This is a genomic window from Bacillus spongiae (genome assembly GCF_037120725.1).
In the GTDB taxonomy this organism is placed as follows: domain Bacteria; phylum Bacillota; class Bacilli; order Bacillales; family Bacillaceae_K; genus Bacillus_CI; species Bacillus_CI spongiae.
The window spans coordinates 204884-219248 of sequence record NZ_JBBAXC010000005.1; the positions used below are offsets into that span (position 1 = coordinate 204884).

Sequence of the window (14365 nt, forward strand, 5' to 3'; positions counted from 1 at the left end):
AATAGTGTCCTATTTTGGGCTTGAAAAAGAGAATAACGCTTAAAACAAAATATAAGTCAACCTCAATTAGATTACACAACCGTTTAACAGTAAAGATTTATCGCCTTTACATCAGTACCAACACAAATTGATTCTACAAGATTATGTACTCATGAGGTCTACTTTATTTATGGAGTGAACGGTTTCGTCAAAATGAGCTTGATATAACCGTTCAAAAATCTCAATTCCTTCATAAAACGGCTTATAGTAAGTGCCATCATCTCCTACTGTCCACGATGTAGCTAATACAGTATGGCAAAAACCCCAAAGAAGAAGGCGTTGCTTATTTAAATTCAATTCCTTTGTCAGAATGTCAACACGCTTTTCAATTACTTGATACGCTCCATTCTCAGGTAATTTATTTAATAAAAATTGAATTAAGTCATATTCGATTTCCCCGATTAACCCTTTAGGATCAATCGCAATCCATCGTCCCTCAGCAGACGACAGCACATTATAATGATGAAAATCACCGTGGAGAAGAAAATAGTGTTCGATTGTATCGTTTAAATATGTAAAGATTTTTACAGCATTTGTATAGGTTTCCTTAGAAATTGGCCCAAGCCCATTTGGATGATTATTAACAATCGTCCGAAGTTTCGCTTCTCTTCCCTTCGTTGTAGGTAAGCTAAATGGTGCTTGAACTGGTCTACTTAATTTCTTTATAACGGATGAAGCGATTCTGCAAGCCTCTTCATCATCCTCTACTTCTGCTAACATATTGCCAGGTGATATTAACTTAAGGATTAGAATTCCCTTTTCCTTATCTGAATCAACGAGCTTCACCATTCCTTTTCCATTAAACAATTGAACAGCCTCTAGTTCATCAAAATAATCTTGACCTAACATACAGATTTTCACCACTACCGACGAATGGTTTTCTAAGGTAGCTGGTGCAACATAATTATAAGAAAGTCGGAATGGGTCTTGCATCTTGAGTGACCACTTATGTTCACAGTAATCGATTAAGGACGGTAGTTGCTGTAGCCACGCCTCTCCTTTTTCTTTGCCATTTAAACGAATATTTTCTACAAATTGTTTTGGAAGTTTCATAACAGATCCCCTTTTAGGCATTAATTTATCGCATTGAGAGGTGACAGCATTTTTGAGACAAAAAATATTTTAATTATGGACTGATCATGCCTCTTCAACAATTTCATGAATTAAAGCTGGAAACCAACTCTCGATTCGCTGAAATTCATATCCCGCTTTTTGTGCTTTGGAAGAATCCATGCACCACGTGTTCGGAATTCCAAACGGAGACCTATTTTCTTCTATTGTTTCCTCACGGACGATCGCTTTCATCTCTACCTCTTTTTCAATAAAAGTTAGGATCTCTCGTAACGATAATTCCCCTTTGGAACAAGCATTGATTGGTCCACTTAAATGATTATGGCTAAGCCAGTGTAAAAATTTTGCCGCCTCATCTGAGCTAATATAGGACATTTCTGCCTCTTTATTTGGAATTCCAATCGGTTTTTCCTGTTTTATCTGTTCAATATGAAAATGTAATCTCTTCGTATAATCATCCGGTCCAAGTACGATTGGAAACCGAACGGCACTTACAGAGAAATTGGCTTGTTGGAAAAAAACGGCTTCCGCTAGGCGTTTTGCTTCGCCATATGAAAAATCCGTCCGTTTCCCAAGTTTAATTGGATAAGAATAAGGGTCAAAGCTATTTTCTGTTAACTTTTCTTGTCCAAATTCATACACAGATAGAGTTGAAGTTAAAATATAGTGCTTTACCTTTCCAGCAAATACTTCACATGCACTAGCGGCTGCTTGAGGTGAATAGCAAATATTATCGTAAACAATATCCCAATGCTGTGACCCAACCGCTAACTTTAAGGATTCATGATCTTCACGATCCATCACGATTCGATTTACCTTATCATTAAAAGGATCAGCTGTCTTTCCCCTCGTTGCAATGGTTACTTCATGCCCTTCATCTAGTAATCTAGTGACTAGTTTCTTTCCAAAAAACCTTGTCCCACCTAAAACTAAAATTTTCATATTTTACTCCTCCCTTAATACTTATTCATGCACCACTATATGGAATAGAAGCATAACTTTTCTATTCGTACTCATTAGTTTACCTTAATTTTTAAAAAATCTGAAATATTAACCATTTCAATATTTCTTTTCCATTCACTTCTGAACAGCTTGCATAATCAGACCATTAGTATGCAAAACAAAAACCTGTAAGTTCATAAAGAACCTACAGGTTTAAGTGTTCAAAATTTAGCTAACTATCCCATTAAGTAAAGAATAATTCCTTACTGTTATGGATTATTACTGATAATAACGAACTTCATCTACTGTAAAGCCATATCCAGTTACACTGAAATCCGTTTCAAGTGTTGCACTAATTTTGTCACCATCTACTTCAACCCAGAATGAACCTCTGTTGCCATCAAGACTTTCAATAATCGTACCATTTTTGTCTTTAATATGGACAAAGTCATAACCTGTTTCCGTTTCAAATGCAGAGAAATGGATCGCTACTTTTTGTGCACCTGGTTTTTCATAAGTGAACGTGTCGGTTGAATTGTTTGAATACGGGTGATCTGTGTCAAAACTTGCTGCTTCCGTGAACCATTCACCATCGCCTACCACTACTGATGGGTAAGAAACAGTTAAATTATATGGGCTTGTACTATTAGCTCCATTATAACCAATTACTTTTACATAAAAAGTTCCGGCACTTGACGCATTATACGTGATCGATTCATTACTCGTTCTTCCGTTTTCAGATTTTGCTAATGTTGAACCGCTGCTGTTTAACAAGAATAGATCGTAATCTTGTGGAACATTTGTTAGATCAATAGAGATTTCGCCTGCTCCGCTCGTTGTAAACTTATAATAGTCATCATCGTTTGCAGAGGAGATGTATGAAGTTAACGATTCACCATTCGCTACTTCATGAGCTTCACCTAATGTATCATTTGGCTCAAACGTATCATTACCAGGAGTTACAACAGAACCACCAATTCCAACTTGGGCAAAACCATTTGCAACCGCATTATACTCTGCTCCATCCTCACCATAAATGTCTGCTGCTGATTGAAGTAATGCATTACGAGCATCGTCAAATTGGGATTGTGAAGTCAAGTATTGCGTTAAAGCGCGATAGTAAATTTCGCCTGATTTATCTAAGCCGATATCTGTTGCGATGTGATAGAATGCTTTATTTGGAATTCCACTATTTATGTGAACGCCACCCCAGTCGCCTGCTTGTGTATTTGGTAATACACGGAAATTATCCATGTGATCAGGCTGATCGTATAGAGTTGGGTTTGAGATACTTCTTAAGGCATCTCCAGCTATATGAGGCGTATAAACATCTTCTCCTAATAACCAATCTACTTCTCCTTCATACTCCGCTTCGGCGAGCACTCCGAATACATCAGAGAATGACTCATTTAAAGCACCAGGTTGAAATTCATATACTAAATCTGCAGAGAAATCAGTTACAGCATGCGTTAACTCGTGAGCAACAACATCTAATGATCCAGATAAGGCAGTAAATGTTGAGCCATCTCCATCACCGTATACCATTTGCGTTCCAACCCAAGCAGCGTTGTTCCATGGGCGATTTAATGCGTCAGGATCACGGACGTGAACACTCGAAATGATGTCAGCTCCTTGGTTATCATAACTATTGCGATTATGATTATCTTTGAAATAATCAAACGTTACACCCGCATAAAAATGTGCGTCAACTGCTGCTTTTTGGCGAGAAGAGGTAAAGTTGTTGTCACTATCCGTTACAATGGACCCTGTAGCCCACTGATCTCCAGCATCATACGTTTCAATAGTTACTCCCAATGGTTTCGTACGATCAGACAGTGAAAAGACTCCATTTTGCTCAAACGTATTAAGTGTTTTCGTATCACCTAAAACGCCTGTACCAGATCCAACTGATTCCGCATCATGAATTCTATTATAGGATTTAAGAACTTCCCCTTTCTTCGCATCAATGAAGAAGTACTCACGGCCAATATAAGGCTCTAGGAATTGTAGCTCAACGATGTATACAGGCGCCCATTTACCTTCATGCTCATAAAGATAAAGGTCAGAAGCAGGTTCAACCGTATACGTATCTTTATCTGGCGTAAAGCTTAGCTTCTCTTCAGCAACCTCGATCGCATCTTGTTTTGAGAGCTTAACAGATTTAGACCATTTTTTATTTTCAAGCTTTTTGTCAGAAACACCATTTACAGCTGTTACGACACCAGCTTTATCTGTATGAACATTTACCTCAGCGCCATACACAGGAATGCCATCAACCATTAACTGCGTACGATAATGAGTCATTCCTAGATCATCTTTTTCTACTTTTTGAATCTCAAACTCACCTGCATCAATATTGAAGATGTCTTTGTTTTCTTTCAGGAAATCAGAAATATTTGCTTTTTTGTCTGATAGTTTACCAGAAATAAAGCGAGGTGCGTTCTTTTTCTCATCCCATGCCATTTTAAATTTCGCGTTTGCTTTAGTTGTTTTTTCCTGCAACTTTTCTAATTTCTTTTGTTGTTTCGTTTTTTGCTTCGCTTGAACTGCTGATTTATCTATTTTTTCCTCAGCAGATACTGATGAAGACGTTGGGACAACTAATGTGCTTAATGCCAACCCTGTAGCTAAAACGGATGTAACAAATTTTCTCTTTTTCATTTTTCTCCTCTTTTCTTTTCTCTTTTTTTTGTGAGCTATTTATACTTGGTAATCTGATGCGGAAACTTGGATTTATTTGTATAGTGAACTGAACTTGAAAATGAAATATTTATATAGAAGAAAGATTCCATTCCCATCAAAATTAAATTCGTATTATTTTACAGCCTAGAAAAAATCCATCTATATTAAAGATAGATTCCTGCTCCTGTATAAAAAATCCGTCACCTACATAATCCGTGCTAGAAATACTTTGTGATACCTTATGTACAAGATTTGTTCACATTTATACTTTATATAATTCTGAACATTTGTACAACACTTTTTTTAAATTTGAATATTTATTACTAAAATATCATAAATCTACAAATTTCTTATAGAGTTGTAGTGTAAAAAGTCCTATATATGTCGATATATATAAAAATATAGGACTGTTCTCACATTACTCAGTATCCTTATTTTTTTACGAAATTACGTTCAAATATAGCTATATCACAGTATAAAGATACCGCGTTACAATAATAAAGCGATAAAGAATTAGTCGTTATTTTTTTACAAAAAAAGTATGTTTTATAGATGAAACCCCTTTACAGACGTAAAATCTACTAAATTAACTTTCTTCTTTTTTACTATAAAATACCTATATTTTTACTTATTAGAAACAAGAAAACACCGCTCACTAGCTTTTGTAATCCAATTTTCCCCTTTTAGTCTATCTGCCTATCGATCAATACTATTGCAAAATTACATAGATAAACAGCTAGCATTCCTAGCAGCATTTGTATAAGTCAACTGAACGTCAACCTGATGAAAATGGGTGTCGAAGGTGGCGGAAGTAATTGAAGCCGTACTAGTTGATTATAGAAAGGTCGTAATAAATGACCAGCCGAAAACCTAACTTTATTGATAATCCGTACTGTGGATGGAAATTAGATGTAAGTTATGAGTTTATGGAGTACGACGAAGCTAAACATATAGAAGAAACAAAAATCCTTACTGAAGATAATATAAGTCACCTATAAAGGGTGACTTTTTTTTGAGAAAATTGCCAAATTCTTTCCGTTGCATTAGAGACTATAAAGGGTGTTGTACGTGAGTCGGAAAATAAGTTTATGATAGCGATAACAGCTACAATGAATCCGGGCGGAAGTATTTAATGAGTAGTTTGTACAAATAATCAACCTTCCCTTCTTTATAGTCTCTAATGCTATAAATCGCATTGACTCGTTCTTTCAGTGCTCAAATTCAGTCGATTAACACACACTTCTTCTTTTTCCTAAAAATCTAAGATCCTGTCCTTACTGCTCCTCTGAAATTGGAATAAGAGCAGTATGAATTATTCACCTTGCTCTTATTAAATATCCTTCCTTTTAATTATATTGATATAATAAATTCATTCCCTTTTGTTTGATGGAACTTCGTAAACGGTGATGACGACTAACGTATCCTTAATGAGAGTTTAAAGCACAAGGCTTATTAAACAAGGAATGATTCTTCAATTGTATGTATTCAACACATAGGCATAGGATTGGGTAAAAAAAATCCATATAACCTGAAGCCTTCCGTTTAATGCTTTTTCGAAAGAATTCATAGTTAATGCCCATAACAAAATAACACTCCAGTTGCTCTTGCTTTATACATTTATTTGTTCACTTAAGCAGACCCATTTATTTGTGATAAAAAAAGAATAACGCATAGAGCAATGCTCTAAACGTTAGGATAAATTCGTTTCTCACTTTTTAGGAAATCACAAAGTATATTTTACTACCATAATAATTAAGCTTATAATTGTATATATCACGGAACCATAAAAGAACGCACCAACATTAGTTTTTAAACCGCTCTCTTTTTGTATTTTCCACATGGCTTCACTAGCTTCTAATGTGGCTCCTTTCGAGAAAGTTCCACCACTACTGTTAAATAAAAACAACAAACCTGTCAGCGCTAGCCCTATAAAAAAACTCCATTCAAAATATGAAAAAGCAAAGATTAAACTTGCGAGCCATACAATTAAGCCAATAACAATAGATGAAAAGACTGCTATACCTATTTTCTTTTTCACTTTTATCCCTCCTGTATACACTTTATTTACGGAGTAGCTCATGAAAAGTTTCGAATTTATCAAAAATTCAATATTCCTTTCTTGATTTTTCGGTTTCATCCTTTAGTTTTGTATTCTGGCCAACAAGCTTTTTTTCGCTTGCTGCAAACTCTGTAAGCTCCATTCAAACGTCTATAGACTTATTTTAGTTTTATTGATCCTGTGTCAAACCAAGTAACTCTATATTTTGTGAAGCTATAATACTTTCGAACATAACTAAAAAAACTAGTCACACATACGAATGGTGACTAGTTTACAAAATGTATATATTTTTGGTCATTCATCCCACACCTTCCCTTCACTCTCTTCTCTGTTTCAGTCGAAGAATAATAACTGCTATAAAGTCATAGAATGAAATTTTAAACCTGAGCAATTTCCTCCTACTTCAATTTTAATAATCTCTCTTTCTTCATTAATTTTTACTTTAGAAATAATTTCTGATGGACAATTCATTGTAAACCCTTGCTCAAACGTTAGACTTTGAGACCCTTTAATTACACCGTACTTGTATAAATAACAGCTTAAGGCTCCATTAGAAGTTCCCGTTGCACTCTCTTCAAGGATATTGTGTAAAGGAGCGAAATTTCTGCAATGGACAACTGAATTGTCTTGACTATCTAAAGAAAATAAATGATACCCTACAACCCCATACTCCTTGGAAATAGAAGTGATTTCATCGAAGTTTGGAGTGATTTGGTGCAATATTTTTTTATTTTTAATTGGAATTAGAATATCTTTAAGTCCCGTTGATACAATTTGGATGGGAAGTTCATTGTTTAGTCCATCTAGTTCAAGGTTTAAAGAACTCAAAACTTTTTCTCTTCTAATTTCTTGACCAAAATAAGGGAGTGCTTGTGATAAAAATATTCGTCCATCTTCTTCAATGTTTACTTCAAGAATTCCAGCCTTCGTTTCAATTAAATATTGACCGTAATTAACAACCTTATTTTGTAACAATAAATAGAAACTGGCAATGGTAGCATGTCCACATAAGTTTACTTCATCATTAGGAGTAAAATATCGGATGTTAAAATCAGCAACGTCTGATTTATGAATAAATGCTGTTTCAGAAAAGCCAATATGATTAGCAATCTTTTGCATTTCATTATCTGTAAACTTATCAGCATCTAAAACTACTCCAGCTGGGTTACCTCCCTTTGATCCCTTTGTAAATGCATTTAATGTATATACTGAAAACTCCATTTGTTCACCTCTTAAGATTATTCATAATGAGTATGTCTGATAAAAAAGACTTGATAAAGTGGACCTTGTCCTTCTATATTCAATGCAAAAAAATGAGTCAACAAAATATATATTATCTACGTTTTATGATGACTATATTAGAAAGCAATACGCTAAAGTACTATGAATATATAATAGCTAATCATTGAGGACATCCCTTCATAGTGAAAAAACACTTTATTGAAAACGCAGCTAAAATTTTGACTTTTTTCTCTACGAACACTTTATATGATCTACTCGAAAAAATGTATATCTATACAAAGAATTAGAAAATGTAAAAAAAAGATAGACATGCTCTTGACAAATCTTCCGTATAATCAACAGTCTAGCTTGATTGTAAACTTTATTTCTAACTTCTCTGTTCAGTCTTTCTGGACTTAACCCATGTCATATTGTCCAATCTCGTAATATCTTTAATTCAAATATTCCATTATGGTACTGGAGTTATGCTACTAGATAAAGATGTTCTTGCATATTTCCATTTATTTAATCATTATTATATTACCACTCTCTTCGCACGATCTTTTTTGTAAGCATCTAGTGTATATAATAGTTTTAAAAAATTTAACTTAATTACAACAAAACGTTTCAATAAATTATGCCTAGCAAGATTTTTTAGTTCAATTAGTTATTCTAATATTTAATTGCCTTGTGAGTAGTTTGAAAAAATAGTTTCAACGAATTTTTGCCGGGACTCTTCACTCATAAAATTAGCGCCAATCCAAGATAATACTGTACTGTCAATACTACGCCAGGATTTTAAAGAAGATAACAGTTTACTATTATGATGTACCGTATCATTTAATCCAATGACACATATACCATATTCCCTTTCTCCCCAAATTGCCCACTTCATCGAAGGAGATAACCAAACAACAGTATAGGAATTATATAAAACTGCATCTGCTGGACTTTCTTCTGGCCCTAATTCAAGTAGTTCAAAATAATTATCGGTAGATAAATCAATTGACATTTTGATCCAATTATAATATTTAAACTCTTTGTGAAAATAATCCACTGGGTTTGGTTCTATCACTGCAGTTAATACAAATTCATCATTAGTGTGAACAGCTAATTTTTTAAGTGTTTTCCAGAACTCACCGCTCATTGCCCAGTCAAATTCTTCAAATTTAAAATTTCCAAATTCTTGACTAAAAACTTGTTCAGGTAAATTGATTTTTTCATTAAAAATAGTCATGACCTTTTCTTTCAATAGTTCAAATTCGTTATCATCTTTGATAAAGAATTTCTCTAAGTTCATTTTTATCTCCTTTTATAATTCAAGCTAATTTTCAATATGAAATGTTGTTGGACCTCCCGAAGATTTAGCGTTACCAATGAATTCAGTTGCTTCAAATTTAGACAAGGAGAAGTACATCGGTAAAATAGCTATTTTCTTTTTCATAAAACATTTCAAATTCCGATTTGGACCTTAATTGAGCAATGTTTTATGAACGAAAAAATTACTCCCCTCCCCATTTACCTTTATTCCTCCGTTCTTTTTTTTCTTAAATAATGGACATACAGCAAAGGAATAGCTGTACTTGCAAATATAACTCCTCCTACAATAAACCCCTCTAAAGCGGTATTACCTTCACTTATTGACGTCAAATATCCCCACAAGACTGAAATGATAGTAATAATACCAAACCCTATTTGTAGACCCTTTTTTGAATATGTTTTCGTTCCTTCAAAATAGTCAACACTAATACTCGTTGATAAGAAAGTATATAGTACCGTTGTAATCATAAAGACAATCCACAATGGGTTTTGCCGCATGCCCTCGAACCCAGCCGTAATCAAATCATATCCTAAAATACCAATTATTCCAGCGGTTTGAACAAGAAAAGTGATACGTATCATTTTCAAATCCAATAAAATAAGGCGTTCATCCTTAATCTTCTGCATGTTTATTCCTCCTTTTCTACCCAAAATAATTCATCCAACTTGCCGTTTACAGCGTAGCAAATTTGTAAGCATAGCTTTAACGATGGGTTATATTTTCCCTTTTCAATTAAACTTATTGTTTGACGAGTAATGCCAACTTCATCTGCCAGTTGCTGTTGTGTTAAACCAGCTTTGACACGGGCTAGCTTTACAAGATTCTTCAAGAAGACCCCTCCTCACTATAATTGTAACATATAAATTCCATTATGTAATTTATACATTGCATATTCCTCAATTGAACTACTGATTTAGTGAGTGTGTTCAGCACCTATTTCAAATGGTATTTACTCCTCAGAACTAAAAATTCAAGAGGGTCTCCCCCTCTTGAATACATTATACTAGTTTTTTACTACTCTAAAAATTTGCGTGTTGGATGCAAGTGGTTTCCCAGTTGCTTTTTCAACAACCTGTTGTTGAAAGCGATAGTCTTTGTCATCTTTAAAAGTTACAAGGACTTGGCTACAAGATGTTGGCGCAAGCGTTGATTCTAATATTCCAACACCTAGATCATTAAACTCAATCGGAACATAGACTCCTGAATCTGGATCAAATATAAACGCCGAAAATTCAGATAACAAATCCAGATTTCCAAGCGTAACAAAAATTCTTACTTCTAACCCGTCGAGTAATGGATCAGAATTTACTGTACATACTTGAAAGGATTGCTGCTCATCCACTAATATCGTATCAGGCAATGTCGTAAAGAGTGCTACCGTCACATTCTTCCCCCCTTTCTATGATCAGATTATTTCTAACAGAAACGATCTATATACTATATTCATATACTATTAAATTGGTATAGTTGAATGTACTAGTAGAAAGATTGTTTTTTCATTCGTCTATCATTCTAAGACTAGGTGCAAACGAAACTTCTCTATTAAAACAGGTTATGAACCTGATTAGGAAAGATACTTGTTCGTGAGAGTATAATGAGAGGGCTTATGTTTTTAATTACCTTAGGCTATTGTCATCTTTTATTGAAGTCTTGTACCACTATTCAATCGAGGAAATAATAGGTTTGGTGTCTTTCAATTGGAAAGATACTAATTCAGACACCGAAAAACACACTCACATTCTTATCATTATGTAGCTAGGAGAATAATAGATAGCTTAGAATAATAATTACTATATTCCTCTGAAATGTTGTGTTACTCTTTTTTAAGGGGGGTTTAAACTGGTGTTTATAGAAAGAGAAGATGGCAACATGGGATTTGTTCTATATGGACCTCGGTTCAGTAAATGGCAATATATTATCACTGATGAAGAGCAATATTTTAAGATATCAAAAATTTATGAAAGATTAATGGGAATATTCGCCTTATCTATAGTGATTATCTTTTGCTTAATGGTATTCATTGATTTTACATTCTTGGCATTAGTAGTTCCTGTGATAAGTATTTTCTATTCTGTACTTAAAAAGTCGCTTGCCCATTGTGAAAAAGAAGAACACAACAGAGAAGCTTACAAGGTGACATTTAGTCAAATAATGGAGGAGATTGCGGAAAGTAAAAACCCAATTATTTGGTTTATGGCATTAATATCTGGACTTTTCTTTTCTGTCTTAATTATTTATCCGTTTATAAGTGACATAATTAATAAAGAAGAGTTAGATTCTTTTTATTTATGGGGAATTCCTTTCATTTTGCTCCTGACAGTACTTTTTGCATTAGTATTTGTAGCATCTATTCGAAAAAATAAATCTTGAACTAAAGAGAGTCATTTGATGATTCTCTTTTTACTATCTGAAAAGTTATTATAATAGAAACAGATAGGCTAAAATATAATTGCATCAATCATACTTTTTAAACAACGTACACTTTGTCTTTGTTATTAAAAACAATCGGATAATGACATGCAGAATATTTAGTGAATCCCTGCCCCTCAATTCTCCAGCCTTTAAACTTTTTTAAACGTGATGTACATCACCCTTAACCGCTTGAACGTTTTTCTAGAGTTACAAATGCAAAAGCTTTCAAGTATGATAAAAAATATTCATTTATGGTATTGATTTTGGTTCGTTTTCCATATAAAATGTTTTAAAATATTTATATTATTGCGTCGATGATTAGGATTAGTAATTTGAATCAACTAATACAGAGAGGGAACAGTTGCTGAGAAGTTCCTATAGATATTCAAGTGAACCTACCTATGAGATCTGTGTGAAAAAACACAGCGGTTAAAACCGTTAAACAATGAAGTGTAAAGCTGAGCTTTAAATTAGGGTGGTACCACCAGAAATGGTCCCTAACTTAAAGCTCAGCTTTTTGCATTTATTAGTAGGAGGGAGATTATGTCGAAGAATTTTGTTGAAAAAATAACGAACATGGAAGTTGATTTTGCCCAATGGTATACAGATGTTGTAACGAAAGCAAAACTTGTTGATTATTCAAGTGTCCGAGGAAGTATGGTCATACGACCATATGGGTACAGCATTTGGGAAAATATTAAAGATCAACTAGACAAAAAAATTAAAGAGACTGGACATGAAAATGTTTATATGCCGCTTTTAATCCCTGAAAGTTTACTACAAAAAGAAAAAGATCATATTGAAGGCTTTGCTCCTGAGGTTGCATGGGTAACACATGGAGGTGAGGAAGAATTACAGGAACGTTTGTGTATTCGACCTACATCAGAGGTTTTATTTGCAGAACATTATAAAAATATTATTCACTCTTATAGAGATTTACCAAAGTTATATAATCAGTGGGCCAATGTTGTAAGGTGGGAAAAAACGACTCGTCCTTTTCTTAGAACATTAGAGTTTTTATGGCAAGAAGGACACACCTGTCATGAAACAGAGGAAGAGGCGATTAATGAAACTAAAAAAATGCTTGGAGTTTATTCGACATTATGTGAAGAACTTTTAGCTATACCTGTAATAAAAGGCAAAAAAACAAACAAAGAAAAATTTGCTGGCGCTAAATTCACCTACACAGTAGAGAGCCTTATGCATGATGGTAAAGCATTACAAGCAGCAACGTCCCACTTTTTAGGGGATGGTTTTGCTAAATCTTTTGGCATTAGCTTTTTAGACAGAGATGGTAAGCTCCAAAATGTACAACAAACGTCTTGGGGATTTACCACACGAATAATTGGTGCAATGATTATGGTTCATGGTGATAATAGAGGGTTAGTTTTACCACCAAAAGTCGCCCCTACTCAAGTGATGATCGTTCCGATTGCTCAACACAAGGAAGGTGTCATAGACCATGCTTATTCAATAAAGGAAAAACTCTCTGATATGGTTCGAATTGATATCGATGCAAGTGAAAAACAACCAGGTTGGAAATTTAATGAATATGAAATGCAAGGGATTCCTTTACGTCTAGAAGTAGGACCTAGAGATATTGAAAAAGAACAGGTCGTGTTAGTAAGGCGCGATTCTGGTGAAAAAATAACGGTTTTAATCAATGAATTAGAAAGTAAAATACAAGAAATTTTATCTGACATTCAAAACAGCATGTATGCAAAAGCGGCAAAGCACCTTAAGAGTAACACATCAATTGCTTCGAACTTAGAAGAATTTAAAAGTATCTTACATGAAGAAAATCGTTTTATTAAAGCGATGTGGTGTGGTGACGTAGCTTGTGAGGACTTGATAAAAGAAGAAAGTGGTGCAACATCTCGTTGTATACCATTTCAACAAGATGAGCTTTCAGATAAATGTGTTTGCTGTAATAAAGAGGCAAAGCACATGGTGTATTGGGCAAAAGCCTATTAAAAATTTCATCGTTTAGTCTGTAAGGGAGCAAGTCACTATTAATCAATAGGATGACTTGCTCTCTACTGTTAGTAAGTTAATATTGGGTGCAGCGAGAAGATTTTTCTGTAGAAAGAGTTAACAAGAATTTAAACCCTAGCCAAATTGTTTCTTGCTATCTTCTCTTTTTTCTTCAAAAAAGAAAAAGATTACATCTTTTTATGCAATTCTACTCCCCTTAGCTTGATCCCACAAAAAGATTATACCAACATTATATCCCCCCTACTCGGACCACTCTATAATCATAACCTTTAATCGATAAAGCCCTTTCCCATAAGATGCACAATGTCCTCATGGATAATTTCATTTTTTAAACTCTAGTGGAGGAAGCAAGTTCCTATTATCACAGTAGGAGACAATTCATTATTTGGACCATTTTAGTTGGATATATAAGCAGATTTACACACATACTTTATAATCTAATAGCATCCTTTTTTCACTCAAACTGTCACCCGAGTCATTACTCAAAAATTCATAAAAAACAGTAAATTATATCATAATAAGCCTATTGTAAAATTACAGAATCAAAGGAAAGTATTACAAGTTAAATAGGTCGTTTTTCTCTAACTTTTACCGTAGTTGTATGATAATATGTTATTGCAATA

Annotated in this window: 12 protein-coding genes and 1 other annotated feature; of the genes, 3 read left to right on the forward strand and 9 right to left on the reverse strand. The window is 34.1% G+C overall.

Annotated features, from left to right (window positions below; genetic code table 11):
• Nucleotides 1–141 precede the first annotated feature (141 nt).
• The 3 genes from WAK64_RS08240 to WAK64_RS08250 all read right to left on the reverse strand — a co-directional run bounded on the left by WAK64_RS08240 (nt 142) and on the right by WAK64_RS08250 (nt 4713).
• The gene (locus WAK64_RS08240; RefSeq protein ID WP_336586480.1) at nt 142–1092 is read right to left on the reverse strand and encodes an aminoglycoside phosphotransferase family protein; all 951 of its coding nucleotides are present in this window, start codon (nt 1090–1092) and stop codon (nt 142–144) included.
• A gap of 84 nt (nt 1093–1176) precedes the next feature.
• The gene (locus WAK64_RS08245; RefSeq protein WP_336586481.1) at nt 1177–2052 is read right to left on the reverse strand and encodes an NAD-dependent epimerase/dehydratase family protein; all 876 of its coding nucleotides are present in this window, start codon (nt 2050–2052) and stop codon (nt 1177–1179) included.
• Between the two features lie 279 nt (nt 2053–2331).
• Nucleotides 2332–4713 (reverse strand): M4 family metallopeptidase, encoded by a 2382-nt coding sequence (locus WAK64_RS08250; RefSeq protein WP_336586482.1) that lies wholly within the window; start codon nt 4711–4713, stop codon nt 2332–2334.
• An 875-nt stretch (nt 4714–5588) separates the two neighbouring features.
• Between WAK64_RS08250 and WAK64_RS08255 the strand changes: the two genes are divergently transcribed.
• Nucleotides 5589–5732: a hypothetical protein gene (locus WAK64_RS08255; RefSeq protein ID WP_336586483.1), complete on the forward strand. Its 144-nt coding sequence runs from the start codon at nt 5589–5591 to the stop codon at nt 5730–5732.
• 725 nt (nt 5733–6457) lie between these two features.
• Here the strand turns inward: WAK64_RS08255 and WAK64_RS08260 are convergent.
• The 6 genes from WAK64_RS08260 to WAK64_RS08285 all read right to left on the reverse strand — a co-directional run bounded on the left by WAK64_RS08260 (nt 6458) and on the right by WAK64_RS08285 (nt 10719).
• Nucleotides 6458–6772, reverse strand: coding sequence for a hypothetical protein (locus tag WAK64_RS08260; RefSeq protein ID WP_336586484.1), 315 nt, complete (start codon nt 6770–6772; stop codon nt 6458–6460).
• A 375-nt stretch (nt 6773–7147) separates the two neighbouring features.
• The gene (locus WAK64_RS08265; protein ID WP_336586485.1) at nt 7148–8014 is read right to left on the reverse strand and encodes a PhzF family phenazine biosynthesis protein; all 867 of its coding nucleotides are present in this window, start codon (nt 8012–8014) and stop codon (nt 7148–7150) included.
• Nucleotides 8015–8693: 679 nt separating this feature from the next.
• Nucleotides 8694–9314 carry a hypothetical protein gene (locus WAK64_RS08270; protein ID WP_336586486.1) on the reverse strand — a complete coding sequence of 207 codons (621 nt, stop codon included), beginning with the start codon at nt 9312–9314 and terminating at the stop codon, nt 8694–8696.
• A 224-nt stretch (nt 9315–9538) separates the two neighbouring features.
• Nucleotides 9539–9961, reverse strand: coding sequence for a hypothetical protein (locus WAK64_RS08275; RefSeq protein WP_336586487.1), 423 nt, complete (start codon nt 9959–9961; stop codon nt 9539–9541).
• Between the two features lie 2 nt (nt 9962–9963).
• The gene (locus WAK64_RS08280; protein ID WP_336586488.1) at nt 9964–10164 is read right to left on the reverse strand and encodes a helix-turn-helix transcriptional regulator; all 201 of its coding nucleotides are present in this window, start codon (nt 10162–10164) and stop codon (nt 9964–9966) included.
• A gap of 174 nt (nt 10165–10338) precedes the next feature.
• On the reverse strand, nt 10339–10719 hold the full coding sequence (locus WAK64_RS08285) for a hypothetical protein (protein ID WP_336586489.1): 381 nt from the start codon (nt 10717–10719) through the stop codon (nt 10339–10341).
• A 458-nt stretch (nt 10720–11177) separates the two neighbouring features.
• On the opposite strand from WAK64_RS08285, the gene WAK64_RS08290 reads away from it, so the two are divergent.
• The gene (locus tag WAK64_RS08290; RefSeq protein WP_336586490.1) at nt 11178–11705 is read left to right on the forward strand and encodes a hypothetical protein; all 528 of its coding nucleotides are present in this window, start codon (nt 11178–11180) and stop codon (nt 11703–11705) included.
• A 347-nt stretch (nt 11706–12052) separates the two neighbouring features.
• Nucleotides 12053–12249: a binding site (T-box leader), on the forward strand.
• 41 nt (nt 12250–12290) lie between these two features.
• Nucleotides 12291–13721: a proline--tRNA ligase gene (gene proS / locus WAK64_RS08295; protein WP_336586491.1), complete on the forward strand. Its 1431-nt coding sequence runs from the start codon at nt 12291–12293 to the stop codon at nt 13719–13721.
• The last annotated feature ends 644 nt before the right edge of the window (nt 13722–14365 follow it).